Below are 19,373 nucleotides of genomic sequence, written 5' to 3'. Positions count from 1 at the left end.
ATATTTAGGTTGTTATTAGAAATGAGTTGTGCGTAAAAACATTAGCACGTTCTTCTATTTTTATATGACGGATGTATTTGTACAGCAGTGCAAATTTCTCATCTTCCTGAGTGATATTTCCTGCCACATGTAACATGTTTTTATCTGCATCAAGCGAAAATTGCTCTATGCAAAAAAGAATATAATACAAAACATCTTCCGGTTTGTGATAGGCAAATGTATTTGAGAGGAGTAATTTTTTCCCTTTTGCTATTACCAGATCAAATGTTGATTCATTAAAATGAGCGGTTAATTTGGGTTCTGATAACTCTGTAGATGAGTTGAGTACTCTATCTATTAAGACTGAAGCGCTGTGGTTGTATGTAAAACTGCCAAAACGCTCAAAGAAGTAGTTATTGATATTTGTATACGGGATATAAATATTTACAAGTTCATGAGCTTCTAGTTCATCATAAGCTATAAAATCAGTTTGCAGCAGTTTGACATTATATTTTAAATACTCAGTCAGGTTATCTTTATCAAAAAGGGAAGCGGGTACAACGGTGTAAAGTTCATTACTATAAACGACTTCTACATCCTGATATTTAGCCTCAAAAAGCGGATTTTCATTAAAAAAAACCGATATTTCTTCAAGTGCGCTTACCGGGGAGTGCTTTTCTTTAAAAGAAATATAACCCTTAGGAGGTTCTATTGCGCGCTCTTTATTATTTGCATAAAATGAAAATCCATCCAAGCTTACTTGGATGGATAGTTTATTATAATTAGAATTTTCTTCTAGATTAATCTTCATTATCACCGTAACTCTGAGGCCAGTTACCGCCTGTTTTAACATCTGTCATTGAACCTACAGATAGATAAGCACCGTTAACACCATCTACAGAAATAACTTGTTTTTCTTTGCTTATAAAGTCTTTAGGTTGATCATGAAGTAAAACATCTTTAGCAACTTTAGCTTCAAAAACAGGAATGTTTATATCGTTTTTAGATACTGTACCAGCATCCATTTCAAAATTAGCGTCAATACCTTTTACCGGTACTTTCATCATTGTTTTGTAACGATCTGTGTTTCCAAAAAGAGAATCTTTAATTGAAGCATACCCTAAAGTATCAATGATTGTTTCTTCTTTCATGGTATCAACACCATATGCACGAGTTTGTTCTTCATCAAGAACCAAAGTATCACGACGTGCAGTTAATGTAAATTCTGCTGTGTCAATAAAACGAACTAAATCATCAAAATTCTTAGCAAATTTCCCGGTAACCTGCTTATAGGCAAGTTGAGAAGAACGGATGTCTTTAAGTTTCTCAATTGCCTTTTGATAGCGTACTACCTTAAGCTCATTGAATTTTACTTCACCGTAAACAGAGTTGAATACCAGGTACCCTAATACTCCAATAACAATCCAGAGCGCTACTTGAATAACAAATTTCATTCGATATTTGGTTTTATAAATTAATACAGGTTATAGGCAAATCTACAATTTTTTTTTAATCGTTAAAGAATATTCCCTAAAATTCATTACTATCTTTACCCACCAGAAAAGGGATGTATGAAGCTTGACGAGCATGATTTTTATAAAATACTACAACAGGATTTTCCTCATAACCTTACTAGTAAACAAGATATACTCTTACAACAATTAAGTGCTTTTGTCTTGTCGCCAGATAATAATACAATTTTTTTATTAAAAGGTTATGCAGGAACAGGTAAAACTACAGTCATAGGGACGGTCGTTAAGAACTTGTGGAAGATTAAAATGTCTTCTGTGCAGCTTGCTCCTACCGGTAGAGCTGCAAAAGTTATAAGCAGTTACAGCAATACTCCCGCGCAGACCATACATCGTAAAATATACTATCCTAAAAAGCAGAGCGGGGGTGGGGTCTCGTTTACTTTACAGAGAAACAAACACCGCAATACACTATTTATAGTAGATGAAGCTTCAATGATCTCAGATTCTGTATCAGAATCTAAACTTTTTGAAAATGGATCACTGCTCGACGATCTTATGCAATATGTGTATACCGGTCATAAATGTAAATTACTTCTTATAGGTGATAATGCACAGTTGCCACCGGTAAAGATGGATCTAAGTCCGGCTCTTGATTCCAGAGTATTAGAAATGCAGTATAACAAAGAGGTGACAGATATCGAACTTGACGAAGTTATGCGGCAGGCTGAAAGTAGCGGTATCCTGCGAAATGCTACCAGAATACGTGATTTTCTTAACGATGAGCTTTACGAGGATTTTAAATTTGATTTGCATGAGCAGGTTGATGTAGAACGCCTTATAGATGGGCATGAGATATTAGATGCGATAAATGATTCATATTCAGAATACGGTAATGAGGGCACGGCTTTCATCGTTCGGTCTAATAAAAGAGCTAATCTCTATAATCAGCAGATTAGAGGTCGTATTTTATTTAAAGAAGAGGAGGTAAGTGCCGGTGACTTTCTTATGGTTGTAAAAAACAATTATTATTGGCTTGATACAGATAGTGAAGCAGGATTTATAGCCAATGGTGATATTATTGAAATTCTTGAAATTTATAGTATCAAAGAACTGTATGGTTTTCGCTTTGCAGAAGTAAAAATACAAATGACAGATTATCCCAATCTAAAGCCATTTGATACGGTGCTTATTCTTGATACGCTAACCACAGAAACACCTTCTCTTTCTTACGAAGAAGGAAATAAATTGTATCAGGAGGTAATGAAAGATTATGCAGATGAACGCTCTAAGTATAAGAAATTTCTAAAAGTAAAGGAGAACAAATTCTTTAACGCTTTACAGGTCAAATTTTCCTATGCAATAACCTGCCACAAGTCACAAGGCGGGCAATGGGAAACAATTTTTGTAGAGCAGCCTTACCTGCCCAATGGCATGGATAAAGATTACCTGCGCTGGTTGTACACCGCTGTTACCCGCGCCAGAAAAAAACTATATCTTATAGGTTTTAAAAATGATATGTTCATAGAATAAGCTTTTATGGAATTAAACCTCATCATAAGTATATTTTTGGGTGTTGGTCTTGCAACGGCAGTAGGCTTTAGAGTTTTCTTACCATTGCTAATTTTAAGCATTTGTACATATTATGATATAATTCCTTTACAGGAAGGCCGGCAATGGGTGGGAAGTATACCTGCACTGGTCTTGCTTGCCACTGCAACTGTAGTAGAGATACTGGGATATTATATTCCCTGGGTAGATAATTTGCTTGATACTATAGCTGTGCCACTGGCAGGTATAGCGGGCACAGCAGTTATGCTGGCTACTTTAGGTGATGTGCAACCGTTGATTACCTGGTCGCTTGCAATTATTGCCGGTGGCGGCACTGCTGCCATTGTTGCAGGAACAACGTCTGCGACTCGTGCTGCATCTACCGTTACAACAGGCGGTTTAGCCAACCCAGTTGTCTCAACTGTAGAAACCGGTGTTTCTGTGGTGATGTCTATAATTTCAATATTTATCCCTATTCTTGCCGTAATTCTGGCGGTTTTTATATTATTTGGAATTCACAAATTTTATAAGCGGCTAAAGAACAGAAAGCGAAAGATTTAAAATTCTCTTAGTTAGTGAACAATTCAAAGTTAAAAGTCATTGCAATGATACCGGCGCGCTATGAAGCTTCGCGTTTTCCGGGTAAATTAATGAAAGATCTGGCAGGTAAACCTGTTATTTTAAGAACTTATGAAGCTGCTGTAGAAACTAAACTTTTTGATGATGTTTATGTGGTTACAGATAGTTCTATAATTTTTGACACAATTACTAAAGCTGGTGGTAATGCCATTATGAGCATTAAAGAACATAGCTGTGGGAGTGATCGCATAGCAGAGGCGGTTGAGCATCTCGATATTGATATTGTTGTGAATGTGCAAGGAGATGAACCTTTTACCAATGCAGCAGATATGGCAAATGTTCTCAATGTTTTTTATGAAAATGACGCTGCAGAAATTGATCTTGCATCAATAATGACTGTTATTGACGATTGGGAAGAGGTACAAAATCCCAATAATGTGAAAGTAATAGTAGATCAAAATAATTATGCGCTCTATTTTTCACGTTCTCCCATACCGTATCCCAGAGATAAAGAAGTGGGTGCTATTTATCACAAGCATAAGGGTATTTATGCATTTAGAAAACAAGCAGTTCTTGACTTTTATAACCTACCAATGCGCAATCTTGAAGCTTCTGAAAAAATAGAAGCCATACGCTACTTAGAATACGGAAAACGAATTAAAATGGTAGAGTCTAATTCGCCGGCAATAGGCATTGATACGCCGGAAGATCTAGAAAAAGCGCTTAAATATTACCGTGATCAAAGTTAAATACCAGTCAGTTTTTCATTAAAAAAAGCCGATTTTCAGCTTTAAAAACCTGCTTTTTTAGACAGAAAATCGGTGTAATAAGACTAAAAATCAACTAAAAAAACCCGATATTAATAGCGGGTTTTTTGTGTTAAGTATTTTGGTTTAGAACGAAATTTTCTAATAAAGAGTTTTGAGTTTTTTTAGTTTGGCTTTCCAGATCTCAAGTGTTTTTTTATGATCTGCGATGTTCTTGTGAACCTCTTTTACCATAGGATTGTCATCTGAAACATGCTGAAAGAAACCCAGATTATTCTCAAGCTGAAAAATCTCTGCTTTTACTTCGTCAATCTTCTTAGTAATGAAATATCTTTCTTTATTTAGCTGTCTGTCATCATCCTGATCTGCTATTGCAGCTACACGATTGTCATATTTTATAAGCTCAGATTCTTTTCTGCCCAGATCTAATTTTTTAAAGAGACCATCAAGAACTTTATTAAAATCCTGCTCTATATTCTTTTTAGAATAAGGAACGCGACCTATTTCTTTCCATTCTTTAATAATGGTCTTGATAGCTTTTAAATCCTCTTCAGAAGAATCTGTTATTTTAAAATCGTTAATCTTATTTAAAACCTCTTGTTTCAACTTAAGATTTTCTTTTTCTTCCTGAAGAACTTCGTTTTTAGCTGCATGAAGTGAATCAAAGTAGTGGTTACACGCATTCTTAAAGCGTTTCCAGATTTTATCACTGTCTTTACGAGGTACGTGACCTATCTTTTTCCAGTCATTCTGGATCTTTTTCATCAGGGCTGTTGTTGCCTCTTTATCTTCATTATCCTTATTATCTTCAGCAATTTTAATAAGCTCAAGCTTCTTATTTAAATTGGTATACTGTTCCTTTTTTTGATCTTTATAAAAGGCATTCTTATTCCTGTTAAAAACACGGGTAGCTTTTTTAAAAGCTTTCCAGGTTGCTTCATTTTCTTTTCGCGGTACACGACCTATTTCAAAAAAGGAATCTCTTAGCGCTTCAACCTGTTTCATCTGGTTTTGCCACGCATTGTGAGAATTGCCGGGAGTAGCAGAAATATCTTCTATTTTTTGAATAACTTCCTGCTTTTGCTTTAGATTTTCTTCATAGATCTTGTCTATGTTTTTGAAATAATCTTGTCTGGCCTCGTGTATTTTTTTTGTCGCAGCACTAAATTTTTCCCAGATCTCTTCGCGATATTCACGAGCAACAGGACCTATTTCTTCTTTCCAGATTTTATGAAGCATCTGTAATTCTCTAAAAGAACGATTGACATCTTTTTCTTTAGATAATTCTTCTGCCTGCTCAATAAGTTTAAGTTTCTTATCGAGGTTGCTTTTAAAGTCTTTGTCTCTAAACTCTCTGTTTAAATGCAGAAAATCATAGAAGTTCTCAACATGGTGGTGGTAATTATTCCACACCATATTGTATCTGTCACGCGGAATATTACCGGCATTACGCCAGCGCTCCTGTATATCTTTAAACTTGTCAAAAGTGGTATTGATACTATCTTCACCACCCAGCTCGTCTTTAAGATTCTTAAGCTCTTCTATTAGCGCATTGCGTGTGTCAAGATTTGCATTAAGGTCTTTCTTAAGATTTCTATAGTAATTATTTCGTTTTTCACGGTATTCAAAATAGAGTGTATTGAATTCCTTCTTTAACGGACTATAATATCTGAAGTCGATAATATTACCTCCTTCTTCAAGAAATTTTTCTTTTACCTCTTCTTGTTCTTCTTCAAATTGAGAAATAAAAGCAGCGCGTATCTCGTCAACATGTTCCTTAATCGCTTGTATCTTGTGGTTTTTAAGAAGATATCTAAACTCTTTTATCAAATTCTCTTTTGAGAGTTTGTCATAATCTTTTTTAGGAATATCGTGTCGCTCTGCAGTGCTCTCATCTTCTGAGTGCTCATTGAGCGCCTCGTCAATATCATCATGATTAACTTCATCTTCCTCATGGTCATCTTCTTCAAATTCCCCATGATCATCATCATTTTCCTGCGCAGGAAGTTCCTTAGCAGATTGAATAACATTTATAGACTCTGTTACCAGTTCATCCTGAATTATATCTTCTTCCTGATCAATCTCACTATCAATATTTTCTGCAGTAGGCAATTCTGTTTTGTTTGCTTCTTCCATAAGAGCTTTTTCTATCGCATCGTCCTGCTTCATTTCTCCTGGTTGTACTTTCTTTTCTTCAGACATTTCTCTCAATCTTAGGATCTTTATTTCAATGTTAAAGATACTACTAACTGTGTAAATAACAAGTGACCTATACTGTTGATAAGCTGTTAATTCCAGATGCGCCAAGCAGCTTCTGCCTGTAATTTAAGCATTTCGAGCCCATTGACTGTCTGCGCACCATGCTCTTTTCCGTTTTTCAAAAACTGAGTTTCAGCCGGATTATAAACCAGATCATACAACAAATGTTGACTGTTTATAAGTCTGTAAGGAAGCTTTGGCGCTTCTTTTACGTTAGGATGAGTACCTACAGGTGTACAATTGATAATGATCGTATATTGTGCAAGAAGAGCGCCGTTTATATCCTGATAACCAAGTTGATCTGCTGTAGGTTTACGTGAAACGTACTTAAACGAAATATCCCTGCGCTCAAGCGCGTAAGCTATTGCTTTAGAAGAACCACCTGTGCCTAATATAAGAGCACTTTTATGATCTTTTGTGAGATAAGGTTTAATAGATTCTATAAAGCCAATATGATCTGTATTAAAGCCTTTTAACCTGCCGTTAGGCATACGTTTAACTGTATTTACAGCGCCAATAACCTCAGCATGCTTATTCATCTCACTCATAAGAGATATAATAGACTGCTTATATGGAATTGTTACATTAAAACCCGAACACTCAACCTTCTTAGAAAGCAGGTGACTCACATCCTTAAATGTTGCGCAGTCAAAATTTTCATAGGTTGCTTCAATCTTCTCGTCATTAAATTTTTCTGAGAAGTAATTTTTTGAAAATGAATAATCAATGTTTTTTCCTATAAGGCCATATTTATGCATACTGTCGTGTTTTTTCTCCATATTTTCCTAAAGCTACAACGATGAAAATACCGATAGCTATAAAAATAATGGCGGTTATATTTTCGGCTGAAAACTCGTGCGGCCAAAAACGATTGTAGTTCTGTAAAATAGGATCGCCCACGCGATCGTATTTTATATTTCCTAAATTATCAAGTTCAAATACAGGTTCTTTCCAGGGCCAGACAACGCCTAGCGATCCTGTGATAAAACCAATGATAGCCGCATTTGTGCGACTACGGTAATGTTTTAAGAGGTAACCTAAAAAGTTAGATAAAGTCACCAGACCGGTTACAGAGCCCAGCGTAAAAACAGTCATAACTTTAAGAAGTCTTACTCTCGGCGCACTCTGTAGAAATGAGAAGTCTAAGCTTACTATATCTGCAATTGTATCATATAAAGCATTTACAGAATCTACTAAGAGCAGAACGTAATTGCCTAAAAGTATAAGAATAAACGATCCTGATAATCCCGGTAATGTCATCCCGGAAACTCCTATTATTCCACAAAAGAATACAAATACTAAATTATCATTTTGAGTTGCTGGTTTAAGCAGGCTTATAGCTACCCCGGCAACCACACCCAGTATTAGAATGATTATATTAGGGCGGGTCCATTCTTCAAAATCCTTAGCTATGTAGTAAATACTGCCTATTATCATCCCGAAAAATGCGCTCCAGACAAACAGTGGGTAAGTATCTATAGCAACATCAAGAATTTTAGAAACACTAAAATAACTTATAACCATGCCCAGCATTAGTAATCCCAGAAATCTTCCGTTTATGTATTGCACAAAACTTCTAAATCTCCCGTTTATTAGCAGTCTAAATGCTTTACCATTTACTTTTTGAAGCGAATAAATAAATTCTTCATAAAAACCCACAACATAGGCCACAACACCACCAGATACGCCAGGAACCTTATTGGCAGCACCCATGGCGAGCCCCTTAAGTACAAGCCAGACTTTATCTGTAAATGAGCGTGTATCAGTTTGCATGCTTCTCTCTACTCTTTGCAAATTTCTCTAAAAGAAAGATTGTTAAAAAACCTATGATAGCCAGAATGATCACCAGGGTTATTTTAGGATCACCATCAAAGTTACCTGGTAAAATACTCTTTTCAAGAAGCGGCACTTGTTCACCATGGCTATCTGTACGAAATGATAATATCTCCTTCCATGGCCAAACTTTATTAAGAGCTCCTATCATAAAACCTGTGAGGAGGGCGAGAGTAAGATTTTGATAATTTTTGAATAAATAGGTAAGCGCTTTAGAAAAGACTTTTAGCCCAACAATGCAGCCCAATAAGAAAAGTAGAAGTTTTATTAATGACTCTTTAAAAATTTCAAAATCCCAGTGTAATAAACTATCAACAAAGTTTTTTACTGTACCAAGAACTACTGCATAAGAACCCAACAATAGTAAAATGAAGGATCCCGAAATACCCGGCAATATCATGGCTATAATGGCAACAAAGCCAGAAAGAAAAATAAAAATATAACTGGTAGGAGATTGTACGGGTTCTGCAATCGTAATGTAATACGAAATAGCTATACCTATAATTCCTGCCATAAAAACACCGGCATTCCATTTAGTTATTTGATTGCCGATGTAAAGTATACTGGCGATAATTAAACCAAAAAAAAATGCCCAAAGTAATAAGGGATGTTCTTTTAACAGAAAAGTTATAAGCTTTGCAAGTGACAAAATACTAATACCAACACCGCCAAAAAGAGCCAGCAAAAAACCCAGATTATAAGTTCTAAAAGCAGTCTTAAAACCGCTGTTTTTCCAAACTTTAAAAAAACCAATATCAAGCTTATCAATTGTACTTATAAGCTCTTCATAAATGCCCGCAATAAAAGCAATTGTTCCTCCAGAAACCCCGGGAACTACATCTGCGGCGCCCATAGCAAGACCTTTAAAAGTTATTAAAGCGTATTGCAGCGGCGTACGTTTTTCTGGCATAAGGGTTGTTTATAGATCCCTCAAATGTAAGAAAAGCAATTAAGATTCTTTAGCTTGCTTTATCTTTTCAAGCACAGATTTCTTAGCATACGCATTCGGAAATAATTCTTCAAGAATGATATCATAACCCGGTTCCAGACGCAGTGCGTTTTCCAGATGAAAATGACCTTTTGTATCTTCTGCCAGCGTAAAATAAAGTCCGGCAAGTCTAAATTCAATTTCAGGAGATTCGGGATAAAATTCTATCGCCTGAAATAGGTTTTGAATAGCGCCTTCATATTCGCCTAAAGCAACAAGTATGTCACAGCGTGTTAACCAGGTATCCTGCTCATAATTACCAAGTTCTAATGTTCTGCGATAGCCTCTTTCTGCTTCTTCATAAAATTTGAGACGATCGTTTATCTTGGCATATCGCTTCCAGTAAAGCACGTTGTCACCGTCTATATTTATAGCTTTATTGATGTAATAAAGGGCATTCTGAAAGTCTAATTTCTTAATATGAAAATCTGTTATAGCAATCCAGCCTTTATCCAGAAGAGGATCTTCATGAACGGTCTTTAAGAAATATTTTAAGGCAAGATCATCACAATGCAGTTTTTGATAGCATTTACCCATTCTTAAATAGGCAAACGAAGTAGGATCATCAAGCTCTAGTGTGATTTGATAATTCTCAATAGCTTCATTGTACTTGCCCATTTTCTCAAGTACTTTTCCTTTTTCAAAGTAAGCACCTATAAATGTGTCATCGCTTATAATAGCAAAATCAAAAGCTGCTAAGGCTTTGTCATATTGTTTCAGGTCAAAATACTGCTTACCTATCTGGTGCCATGCAACCTCGCAATACGGGTTGCTATCTAAGAACATGTTGAGATAATCTATAGCTTCCTGATGCTGCTCAAGAAAATCAAAACAGTAAATGACATTGTATAATGCCGAGTAGTCTTCATCGTCAACCTCAAGACATTTCATAAAGTTAAACTTGGCATTCTGAAAGTCTTCCATAAACAGATACTCCATGCCAATTAAGGAATAGATATCTGCATCATCTTCGGTTAACTCTAATGCATTCTCAAGAAGCTCGACCGCTTTTTTGTGGTCGTCTTGTTTTGAATAAATATTTGCCTTTTGAATGTAAACCTCTTCATTGTTAGGCTCAAGCAGGTACAAATCATTTAATAAACGATCTGCTTCTGTAAGCTTATTCTCAAAAATGAGAATCTCGATTCTAAAAAGTTGAAGATTACTTGATGAAGGGTGTTGATCAAGACCTAGTTTCACGGCTTTTTTAGCTAGAGCTATTTTACCGTTTTCTAAGTAGTGGTTCACAATGTTTTCAAATTCACCCGAATCAAAGAAAAGAACATTATTTGTCTTTAACATAGATTCAAAACGGGTGAGCGGGAAATTTTCTTCTTCGTGACTGAATTTCATACACGCTATATTTATAATTTCTGCCTTTATAAATTTAAAAAGGATAGCAGGCCAGGGACTGTTACCTTCATATTGTTGTTAACAAAGTAATCAACAATTAAGCCCAAACGCGATTATAGTTCGCCGGCTGCAATTCTATCAAGTACCATAATCAGTTTTTTACAGCCTTCTTCAAGTTCATTTTCACTAATTGTAAGCGGTGGTGTAATGCGTATTGCTTTACCTTCAAAAAGTAACCAGAAAAGAATAAGTCCTGCTTCCTGGCAGGCCAGTATTGCTTTAGTGGTAATATCATCAGAAGGTGTCATAGCCGCAAGCATTAATCCCTTACCTCTTATTTCAAGTATTAAGTCGTGTTTTAACAACTTTCTTACGAGCCGCTCTTTAACCAGTGTTTGCTCAATTAAATTAGTGTTCATCAACTCGTTAAATGTAGCTAATGCAGCTGACGCAATGACAGGATGACCACCAAAAGTTGTTATGTGACCCAATTTTGGGTTATCTGATAACAGGGACATGACGCCCTTTGACGCTGTAAAAGCACCAATGGGCATACCGCCTCCCATACCTTTTCCCATAACCAGAATATCAGGAATAACATCATAGTTCATGAAGCCAAAAAGCTTCCCTGTGCGACCAAAACCCGGTTGTATTTCGTCTAAAATCAAAAGTGCGCCTACTTCTTTACAGCGTTGTTTTACTTTTTTTAAATAATCATTTTCAGGAAGAATAAAGCCTGCACCACCTTGTATGGTTTCTAAAATAACCGCCGCCGTTCTTTCTGTTATTTCGCTTAAAGCGGAAATATCATTAAACTCAATAAAATCTACATCTCCTATTACAGGTCTAAAGGGCTTCACGCGCTCTTCAAAGCTCATTAGACTTAGAGCACCGTATGTATTGCCATGATACGCATTTCTTGCTGCAATAATCTGGCTACGACCAGTTGCTCTTCTCGCCAATTTTAAAGCACCGTCTATTGCTTCTGTACCGCTGTTTACAAGATAAGTTTGCTCTAGAGGATCTGGCAAGGCCTTAGCTAACTGCCTCGTTAATTGTACCGCAGGATCTTGCGCATACTCCCCATAAACCATAACATGCAAATACTTCTCTGTCTGTTTTATAATAGCATCTACAATTTTAGGATGACTGTGTCCCAATGTACATGCTGACACTCCCGCTACAAAATCTAAATATTTTTTGCCAGAAGTATCGTAAATATAAGAACCCTTGGCATGAGAAACTTCCATTGCTAAAGGATGTGTGGTTGTTTGTGCCTGGTATTTTAGAAAATCAGCTTTCATTATCAGTCTGGTTTTTGAGCTTTTTAACCGATTTTAGTTTGTTTTTAGGAGGTATTGAGTCGTTTTTAATTGTTGCTTTCTCGTTTACGGGAATTCCCATTGTAGGTGCATCTTCTTCTCGATTCCTAAAATCTTCCGGTTTTAAATTAGATGCGTCAGGTATATTCAGTTCTTCCTCAGGGATGCTGTCGTCAAAAAAGTCTTCTTCTATTTGCGGTAGCGGGATGCCCTCGATCTTAGCAAGCTCAAACGGCGGTTCATCTTTAAATATATCTTCTTTCGTTATTAAACGTTCATCACCGCGCCAAACCAAGCCGGGGTATTTACTTTCTTCTACAGGAAACATAGAAAGCGGATACATTTTGCCTTCAAACTGTTTGAATTTATATATTTCAACTATACTATCATTCTCCAGAATTGCTCTTATTGATGCTGATTTACTTTTCTCGATGCCCTGCAGTTCGCCAATTTCTGAGCGTAAGTAATTTATACTTTCGGCATTTTTAATAATATCAAGCTGGCTGAGTTCATTATTTTTAAAAGTCCCGTAGAGAACATCACCTTTAATCTGATTATAACCCAATTCTTCTCTGTTAAATAGGGGGATGGTGTCCTGCTGTACAATGAAAGCATTATTAAAAACCTTTAAAGAATCTAACTTTTCTGTTTCGGTATTTGTTTTTAAATGAAGCGTATCACCAGTCATTTGACTTAAACCGCTCCACATGACAGGCCTGCCTATCATTTGTGTGAGACCGGTTTTTTGATTGATATGGATAGAATCGCTTTTGCCACTCATATCACTTTTAAATAATCTCACGTTGTAATAACCACGTACAATGCGATTCTCTGGTTTTCCTGTAACAACAAGTCTGTCACCGTGAATGTAAATAGAATCGTTATCCTGAACCGTTATAGCGACTGCCCGCTGTGTGATAAAAACCGAGTCTTTTTCTCTAAAAACCTCTGCATAATGACCCTTTATCACACTGTTATTTGCAGTGTCGATCACTTTTATATTATTAGTAGCAGAAGCAAAACTATTTGCCCTGTTGTAATATAAACTATCGCCGTAGACGGTGCGATTGTCATAGTCTATTTTAGAATTTTTAACGAAATAACCGTTATCATTTCGCGTATCATAAAAACCACGTTCACAATAAACCTTGCTGTTTTCACCAGTGATCGTTGAAGGGCCGTAGAGATAAGCATGACCTAATTCTGAATAAAAATCAAGTTGCTCGCTATTAATTACATATTCGGGATTTGTTACAACAACATCTTGCAGAAATGAATATTTATCCTGCTCAAGAAAATAGCGTCCTATTTTACTGGTTATAGTGCTGGCGGTATCTCTTAAAGTTCCCCCGGTTCTGTAGTATGCCTGCTGGCTAATTCTATTAAAATAAAGAGTATCTGTGCTGAGTGTTGCTGTAGGGCTTTTTAAATTTACCTGACCGGCAGCATACGCAAATTGCGTATTACCGTTGTATTCTGCATATCTACTGGTCATCGTTATTGTGTCACCCTGATTCATTCTTACATGACCAATAGCTCTAACAAAGTTGTCTGCCTTATAATGAAATGCAAGATCACACCACATCTCGATACCTTCATGCACGATGTAGACCTGCTTGTCTGCTTTATACATAATAAAAGCACCGGGATAGTTCTCTTCATCAAGACGGGAAACGTCTGAAGTTATATCTATTTCTTTGCCTTGTTGAGCAAAAATATGAGATGAAAAGATTAGTACGAGTACAATCAATAAAGATTTACACAAGTGGGGCATAGTATATTTTGATGTAAAAATAACGAAAAAATCAGCGCTTAAGTATTTACTCGATACTCCGGATAAAAGTTGTTCTGCTTTCGCGAAAATTATTTCTTTCTATAAAATGAAATCTGAAATGTCTAATCATAAAAATGACCGATAGTTTTATCGGCCATTGATATAAGATATGTCATTAAATTCTATCTGTGAATTGTCTGAGTTCTATCTGGCCCTACAGAAACGATCTTAATAGGTGTTTCTAATTCCTTTTCCAGATAATCAATGTAGTCATTGAGTTCTTTAGGAAGTTGAGCATCTTTATTCATCTTTGTTAGATCTTCTTTCCAGCCTTTTAGCTCAGTGTAAATTGGCTCTACATTTTCTGGCTCGATATTGTATGGCAAGTGATCAATAACTTCGCCTTTATATTTATACGAAGTACAAACCTGAATAGTTTCAAAACCTGAAAGCACATCACCCTTCATCATCATTAATTGGGTAACGCCATTAACACGCACAGCATATTTAAGAGCTACAAGGTCTAACCAGCCACAACGACGAGGACGACCGGTAGTGGCACCAAATTCATTACCTACGCGACCCATGGTCTCACCGGCTTCATCGAAAAGCTCAGTAGGGAATGGGCCAGAACCTACACGTGTTGTGTAAGCCTTAAAAATACCAAAAACCTCACCTATATTTCCGGGAGCCACACCAAGACCTGTACAAGCACCAGCCGCAGTTGTGTTAGATGATGTTACAAAAGGATAAGTACCAAAGTCAATGTCTAATAATGATCCTTGTGCACCTTCTGCTAAAATAGATTTTCCGGCCTTTTGCGCCTGATATAAATATTCTTCAGAATCAATAAAAGTTAATGATTTTAAAACCTTTACAGCTTTAAAGAATTCATTTTCCAGCTCATCCAGATTGTACTCGATCTTAGCGTCGTAAAAATCGATCATTGCAATATGCTTATCGCGTAAAGTTGTATATCTGTCTTTCCAGTCTTCAAGTTCAAGATCGCCTACACGTATACCGTTTCTACCGGTTTTATCCATATAAGTTGGCCCAATACCTTTTAAAGTAGAACCAATTTTCGCTTTACCTTTAGAAGCTTCAGAAGCCGCATCAAGCAAACGATGTGTAGGTAAAATTAAGTGAGCTTTTCTTGAAATAAGAAGCTTAGATTGATAATTGAGATTGAATTTCTCAAGATTGTCAAGTTCCTTTTTAAAGATAACAGGATCAATCACAACCCCGTTCCCCACCAGGTTTATTGCGCTGGGATGAAAAATTCCCGAAGGAATTGTGTGTAAAACGTGTTTTATACCATCAAATTCAAGAGTGTGACCAGCATTGGGACCGCCTTGAAAGCGTGCTATAATATCATAATCTTTGGTAAGAACGTCTACAATTTTACCTTTTCCTTCGTCTCCCCATTGGAGACCTAGAAGTAAATCTACTGCCATTTAATTAAGCGTTGTCTTCGGTTGATTTTCGGTTACCGTAAAAGTACAGGGAATGTTTATTGATCTCAATATTAAAAACCTCTTCTATGGTCTTTTTAATAGACTGAATACGCGGGTCGCAAAATTCTATTACTTCCCCCGTGTCTGTAAGAATTACGTGATCGTGCTGTTTGTCAAAATAAGATTTTTCATATTGGGCTTGATTCTGGCCAAACTGATGTTTGCGCACAAGACCGCAACCCAAAAGAAGTTCTATAGTATTGTATAAAGTAGCACGACTTACTCTATAATTTTTGTTCTTCATACTTATGTACAAAGACTCTATATCAAAGTGATCGTCATGATTATATATCTCCTGAAGAATAGCGTAACGCTCTGGTGTCTTGCGATGACCATTCTCTTCAAGAAATTTTGTGAAGACGTTTTTAACGACTTCCTGATCTTTATTTATAGTTGCTCGTATTGCCATAATGCGGGTGCAAAGGTAACCATTAGAGTCTAATGACTTTATCGATACCACTTATTTTTTTAAGGTTCTCTATAAGTTTTCTCAAATGCTCTTTATTCTTTACAATTACGGTAATGTTTCCTTTAAAGACACCATCGTTTGTAGTAAAGTGTAAGCTACGCATATTAACATGCATGTGATCTGAGATCTCTTTAGTAACATCATTTACAAGGCCCAGGTTATCTATACCTGTAAGTTCAAGATCTGCTTTAAATTCCTGAGAAGATGAATCTATCCATTTTGCAGGAATAATTCTATATGCATAATTGCTTTGCAGCGAAATAGCATTGGGGCAATTTTGCTTATGCACTTTAATACCTTCTGAAACAGTTGTAAAACCAAATACTTTATCACCAGGAATGGGGTTGCAGCAATTAGCCAACGTATAATCAAGTTTTTGTTCTTCTTTACCAAAAACGAGAAGGTCATATTTTTGAGTTATCTCATCTCTGTCTACGTGCTCTGCTACAGTAGGCTTGCGTATTTTATTTTTAATAAAACTTACAAAAGCATTGCTGCGTGATGCCACAAACTCTTTGATCATTTTATTATCTACCGTGCCAATACCAACGCGATAAAAAAGGTCTAAACTGGTTTTAAGCTTAAAATAAACAACCATCTCATTGATCACTTTTTCATCAAGAGTGATTTTTTGCGAACGCAGTTTTCGAGTTAGTATGACTTTGCCATCTTCTGCAATGTCCTTTTTCTCATCTTTAAGCGAAGATTTTATTTTTGCCCTTGCTCGTGCTGTGGTTGCATAATCAAGCCAGTTATTGTTAGGTTTTGCGTGCTCTGAGGTGATTATTTCGACCTGATCGCCACTTTTTAGCTCATGACTTAAAGGAACCAGTTTACCATTTACGCGGGCACCACGTGTATGTAAGCCAATTTCTGTATGTATGCTGAATGCAAAATCGAGCGGTGTTCCGCCTTTGGGCAAAGATTTAAGATCCCCTTGCGGAGTAAATACAAAAATCTCTTTATTATAAAGGTTTAGTTTGAACTGTTCTACAAACTCAACGGCATTTGTTTCCTGATTTTCAAGTGCGTCCTGCAACCTGTTTAACCACTCATCCATCGTTTGATCGCCTTCATCGCCCTCTTTGTATTTATAGTGAGCGGCATACCCTTTTTCGGCTATTTCGTTCATACGTTCAGAACGTATCTGTACCTCAACCCAGCGGCCGCGTAAACCCATCACTGTGATATGCAGTGCTTCATAACCCGTAGATTTAGGCGATGAAATCCAGTCTCTTAAACGGGTGGGATTTGGTCTAAAGTGATCTGTAACAATTGAGTATATCTTCCAGGCCAGGAATTTCTCATTTTCAGGAATACTCTTGTAAATGATACGTATTGCAAATTTATCATATACCTCATCAAAGGGTATATTCTGTTTTTGCATTTTACGATTTATACTGTAAATTGATTTTGGTCTTCCTTTAATCTCATAATCAAGAAGTTCTCTGTCTAACGAATTTCTAACAACCTGAGTAAAGTCTTCTATATATCGGTCTTGTTCTTCTTTAGTCTCTTTCATCTTATGAGAGATGTCGTTATAGACATCTGGCTCAGTATATTTTAGACCAAGATCTTCAAGTTCGGTTTTTATGTTATAGAGACCAATTCTGTGGGCTAGAGGCGCATATATATATAGGGTTTCACTGGCAATCTTCACCTGCTTATCCTGTCGCATAGAATCCATAGTTTGCATGTTGTGCAAACGGTCTGCTATTTTTATAATGATAACGCGTACATCATCATTTATGGTAAGCAACATCTTTCTAAAATTCTCTGCCTGCAGAGAAACATCCCGATGTTTTTTAAGGTTAGATATTTTAGTAAGCCCATCTACAATACGTGCAACTGTCTCGCCAAACATACCCTCAAGATCCTCAAGTGTATAACTTGTATCTTCTACCACATCGTGTAATAAGGCAGCGGCTATAGAAGTAGCATCCATCCCAATCTCACTTGCCACAATACGGGCAACTGCTAAAGGGTGAAAAATATATGCTTCGCCAGATTTGCGGCGTTGATCTTTGTGGGCATCAACAGCAATCTCAAAAGCTTGGCGTATCATTTTCTTATCGTCGTCAGAAAGCGTACGATAACTTATGCGCAGCAATTCTTTGTACTGCCGCGTTAGCTCTTTGTTCTCTTTTTCCAGTTCAATTGCTGTCATAAAATAAAAATACAATTATATTAAATATAAGCAAATTGTGTACCAGTAGAAGCTTAATTATAAAGTATAATCAACCGGTAGAGTAGTAGTCCCAAACAACATACAAACCTAACGCTTTAGATTATGAAATCGCTGTAAAAGAGTAGGATGTGAATAATTAAATTTCACATATAGCGGGTGTGGAGTAAGATTACTCAAACTATTTCTAGATAATTTTTTTAACGAATTTATAAGAGGTTGCGCAGCATACGTATCTTTAGCAAAATCATCGGCCTGATATTCAAACTTTCGCGAAAGCAAACTCATTAAAAATCCTGTGATGGCAGAAATAGGAGTATAAAGAATACCAAAAGCAATTAGACCTATATGAAATGCCGGGCGATCTAGGCCCAATGCCTGAGAAAAAATAGGTTCACTCACAAATATTGACAATAACCACAACGCAAATCCTGTAAGTAAAACTGAAACTACCAGATTTATAATAATATGATTCTTTTTATAATGACCTACTTCATGTGCAAGTACAGCCACGATCTCTTCTTCTTCAAGATCATTGACTAATGTGTCGTAAAGCGTGATACGTTTCTGGCTGCCAAAACCAGAGAAATACGCATTTGCTTTTGTACTACGCTTAGAGCCATCAATCAAAAAGATATTATCTAGCGTAAATCCTACCGAATTAGAATAATGCTCAATTTTTGTTCTGAGTGAATTCTCGCCCAAAGGAGTCTGTTTATTAAAAAGCGGAACAATTATTTTTGAGTAAAACATATTCATTACCACTGCAAATACTGCAAATACTGCCCAGGCATATATCCAAAAGCTTTGACCTGTTAACTGGTAAAACCAAATTATTAAAGCCAGTAAACCGCCGCCTACAATTATTGTCATTAGCCAGCCTTTAAGTTTATCTGCAAAGAAAAGTGCAGGAGTAGATTTATTAAAGCCAAACCGCTCTTCTATTACAAAAGTCTTGTAGTATGAGAATGGTGTAGTTAGAATATCGCTACCTAACATTATGATGCCAAAAAAAATCAACCCTCTTATAATCGGGTTTTCACTTACACTAGTTGCGATTGCGTCTACGTAGGCAAAGCCTTGAAAAAAGAAAAAACAAAGTGTCAAGACTAAAGAAAAAGAAGAAGTTAAGGTTGAGAACTTAGCATTTACTTTTTTGTAGTCCTGAGACTTGCGGTAAGATTCTTCGTCGTACACATCCTGAAGTTCGCCAGGAATAGGGTCGTCAAAATGTTTCGCGTTAAGCCAGTCAAAATATTGATCGATTGCAAAACTAATTACAATAATTACGATTATAATATAAAATAGGATTTGAGGAGTCATACGTGTTT

16 protein-coding genes and 1 pseudogene are annotated in these 19,373 nt (G+C 36.4%); 4 read left to right on the top strand and 13 right to left on the bottom strand.

The window, feature by feature from the left end:
- Positions 1-4: 4 nt before the first annotated feature.
- Together ACH3O9_RS18170 and ACH3O9_RS18165 are read right to left on the bottom strand one after the other, a co-directional pair.
- Complete coding sequence (locus ACH3O9_RS18170) at positions 5-790, bottom strand: DUF3822 family protein (RefSeq protein ID WP_416442816.1); 786 nt, start codon at positions 788-790, stop codon at positions 5-7.
- Positions 780-1,433 (bottom strand): hypothetical protein, encoded by a 654-nt coding sequence (locus ACH3O9_RS18165; protein WP_416442814.1) that lies wholly within the window; start codon positions 1,431-1,433, stop codon positions 780-782. The genes ACH3O9_RS18170 and ACH3O9_RS18165 overlap by 11 nt, the downstream gene beginning before the upstream one ends.
- Before the next feature lie 117 nt (positions 1,434-1,550).
- On the opposite strand from ACH3O9_RS18165, the gene ACH3O9_RS18160 reads away from it, so the two are divergent.
- Genes ACH3O9_RS18160 through kdsB form a run of 3 tightly spaced genes read left to right on the top strand, consistent with a single transcriptional unit; the run spans position 1,551 to position 4,327 of the window.
- Positions 1,551-2,981 carry an ATP-dependent DNA helicase gene (locus tag ACH3O9_RS18160; RefSeq protein WP_416442812.1) on the top strand — a complete coding sequence of 477 codons (1,431 nt, stop codon included), beginning with the start codon at positions 1,551-1,553 and terminating at the stop codon, positions 2,979-2,981.
- A gap of 6 nt (positions 2,982-2,987) precedes the next feature.
- Entirely contained in the window at positions 2,988-3,560 is a 573-nt protein-coding gene (locus tag ACH3O9_RS18155; protein ID WP_416442810.1) for a DUF4126 domain-containing protein, read from the top strand.
- Positions 3,561-3,604: 44 nt separating this feature from the next.
- Positions 3,605-4,327, top strand: coding sequence for a 3-deoxy-manno-octulosonate cytidylyltransferase (gene kdsB, locus ACH3O9_RS18150; protein ID WP_416446726.1), 723 nt, complete (start codon positions 3,605-3,607; stop codon positions 4,325-4,327).
- 159 nt (positions 4,328-4,486) lie between these two features.
- Here the strand turns inward: kdsB and ACH3O9_RS18145 are convergent, their stop codons facing one another.
- From ACH3O9_RS18145 to ACH3O9_RS18100, 10 genes are all read right to left on the bottom strand, one after another.
- On the bottom strand, positions 4,487-6,547 hold the full coding sequence (locus ACH3O9_RS18145; protein WP_416442808.1) for a DUF349 domain-containing protein: 2,061 nt from the start codon (positions 6,545-6,547) through the stop codon (positions 4,487-4,489).
- A gap of 86 nt (positions 6,548-6,633) precedes the next feature.
- A complete protein-coding gene (locus tag ACH3O9_RS18140) occupies positions 6,634-7,383 on the bottom strand; it encodes a shikimate dehydrogenase family protein (protein ID WP_416442806.1) in 750 nt (249 codons plus the stop codon).
- Positions 7,355-8,377, bottom strand: a complete 1,023-nt coding sequence (locus tag ACH3O9_RS18135) for a DUF368 domain-containing protein (protein WP_416442804.1) — start codon at positions 8,375-8,377, stop codon at positions 7,355-7,357. The genes ACH3O9_RS18140 and ACH3O9_RS18135 overlap by 29 nt, the downstream gene beginning before the upstream one ends.
- Entirely contained in the window at positions 8,367-9,347 is a 981-nt protein-coding gene (locus ACH3O9_RS18130) for a DUF368 domain-containing protein (protein ID WP_416442802.1), read from the bottom strand. The genes ACH3O9_RS18135 and ACH3O9_RS18130 overlap by 11 nt, the downstream gene beginning before the upstream one ends.
- 39 nt (positions 9,348-9,386) lie before the next feature.
- Positions 9,387-10,778: a tetratricopeptide repeat protein gene (locus ACH3O9_RS18125; protein WP_416442800.1), complete on the bottom strand. Its 1,392-nt coding sequence runs from the start codon at positions 10,776-10,778 to the stop codon at positions 9,387-9,389.
- 113 nt (positions 10,779-10,891) lie between these two features.
- On the bottom strand, positions 10,892-12,082 hold the full coding sequence (locus ACH3O9_RS18120; protein WP_416442798.1) for an aspartate aminotransferase family protein: 1,191 nt from the start codon (positions 12,080-12,082) through the stop codon (positions 10,892-10,894).
- Positions 12,072-13,874, bottom strand: coding sequence for an OstA-like protein (locus ACH3O9_RS18115; protein ID WP_416442796.1), 1,803 nt, complete (start codon positions 13,872-13,874; stop codon positions 12,072-12,074). Before ACH3O9_RS18115 ends, ACH3O9_RS18120 begins: the two co-directional genes overlap by 11 nt.
- A 182-nt stretch (positions 13,875-14,056) precedes the next feature.
- Positions 14,057-15,328: an adenylosuccinate synthase gene (locus tag ACH3O9_RS18110; protein ID WP_416442793.1), complete on the bottom strand. Its 1,272-nt coding sequence runs from the start codon at positions 15,326-15,328 to the stop codon at positions 14,057-14,059.
- Between the two features lie 4 nt (positions 15,329-15,332).
- Positions 15,333-15,797 carry a Fur family transcriptional regulator gene (locus tag ACH3O9_RS18105; protein WP_416442791.1) on the bottom strand — a complete coding sequence of 155 codons (465 nt, stop codon included), beginning with the start codon at positions 15,795-15,797 and terminating at the stop codon, positions 15,333-15,335.
- A gap of 22 nt (positions 15,798-15,819) precedes the next feature.
- Entirely contained in the window at positions 15,820-17,967 is a 2,148-nt protein-coding gene (locus ACH3O9_RS18100) for a RelA/SpoT family protein (RefSeq protein ID WP_416442789.1), read from the bottom strand.
- Between ACH3O9_RS18100 and ACH3O9_RS18095 the strand changes: the two are divergent.
- Positions 17,958-18,026, top strand: a pseudogene (locus ACH3O9_RS18095) (hypothetical protein); the annotation flags it as partial. The gene ACH3O9_RS18100 and the pseudogene ACH3O9_RS18095 overlap by 10 nt on opposite strands.
- Positions 18,027-18,132: 106 nt before the next feature.
- On the opposite strand, the gene ACH3O9_RS18090 reads toward ACH3O9_RS18095, so the two are convergent.
- On the bottom strand, positions 18,133-19,365 hold the full coding sequence (locus tag ACH3O9_RS18090; RefSeq protein WP_416442787.1) for a M48 family metallopeptidase: 1,233 nt from the start codon (positions 19,363-19,365) through the stop codon (positions 18,133-18,135).
- Between the last annotated feature and the right edge of the window lie 8 nt (positions 19,366-19,373).

The sequence above is a fragment of the Leeuwenhoekiella sp. A16 genome (assembly GCF_047946675.1).
In the GTDB taxonomy this organism is placed as follows: domain Bacteria; phylum Bacteroidota; class Bacteroidia; order Flavobacteriales; family Flavobacteriaceae; genus Leeuwenhoekiella.
The sequence above is the reverse complement of the archived record's forward strand: the minus strand, read 5'-3'. Positions and strand labels throughout refer to the sequence as shown.

What these genes read in the sequence shown, in the direction of transcription:
- ACH3O9_RS18170 (WP_416442816.1), bottom strand. Translation starts at nt 790, where the DNA reads ATGAAGATTAATCTAGAAGAAAATTCTAATTATAATAAACTATCCATC.
- ACH3O9_RS18165 (WP_416442814.1), bottom strand. Translation starts at nt 1,433, where the DNA reads ATGAAATTTGTTATTCAAGTAGCGCTCTGGATTGTTATTGGAGTATTA.
- ACH3O9_RS18160 (WP_416442812.1), top strand. Translation starts at nt 1,551, where the DNA reads ATGAAGCTTGACGAGCATGATTTTTATAAAATACTACAACAGGATTTT.
- ACH3O9_RS18155 (WP_416442810.1), top strand. Translation starts at nt 2,988, where the DNA reads ATGGAATTAAACCTCATCATAAGTATATTTTTGGGTGTTGGTCTTGCA.
- kdsB (WP_416446726.1), top strand. Translation starts at nt 3,605, where the DNA reads ATGATACCGGCGCGCTATGAAGCTTCGCGTTTTCCGGGTAAATTAATG.
- ACH3O9_RS18145 (WP_416442808.1), bottom strand. Translation starts at nt 6,547, where the DNA reads ATGTCTGAAGAAAAGAAAGTACAACCAGGAGAAATGAAGCAGGACGAT.
- ACH3O9_RS18140 (WP_416442806.1), bottom strand. Translation starts at nt 7,383, where the DNA reads ATGGAGAAAAAACACGACAGTATGCATAAATATGGCCTTATAGGAAAA.
- ACH3O9_RS18135 (WP_416442804.1), bottom strand. Translation starts at nt 8,377, where the DNA reads ATGCAAACTGATACACGCTCATTTACAGATAAAGTCTGGCTTGTACTT.
- ACH3O9_RS18130 (WP_416442802.1), bottom strand. Translation starts at nt 9,347, where the DNA reads ATGCCAGAAAAACGTACGCCGCTGCAATACGCTTTAATAACTTTTAAA.
- ACH3O9_RS18125 (WP_416442800.1), bottom strand. Translation starts at nt 10,778, where the DNA reads ATGAAATTCAGTCACGAAGAAGAAAATTTCCCGCTCACCCGTTTTGAA.
- ACH3O9_RS18120 (WP_416442798.1), bottom strand. Translation starts at nt 12,082, where the DNA reads ATGAAAGCTGATTTTCTAAAATACCAGGCACAAACAACCACACATCCT.
- ACH3O9_RS18115 (WP_416442796.1), bottom strand. Translation starts at nt 13,874, where the DNA reads ATGCCCCACTTGTGTAAATCTTTATTGATTGTACTCGTACTAATCTTT.
- ACH3O9_RS18110 (WP_416442793.1), bottom strand. Translation starts at nt 15,328, where the DNA reads ATGGCAGTAGATTTACTTCTAGGTCTCCAATGGGGAGACGAAGGAAAA.
- ACH3O9_RS18105 (WP_416442791.1), bottom strand. Translation starts at nt 15,797, where the DNA reads ATGGCAATACGAGCAACTATAAATAAAGATCAGGAAGTCGTTAAAAAC.
- ACH3O9_RS18090 (WP_416442787.1), bottom strand. Translation starts at nt 19,365, where the DNA reads ATGACTCCTCAAATCCTATTTTATATTATAATCGTAATTATTGTAATT.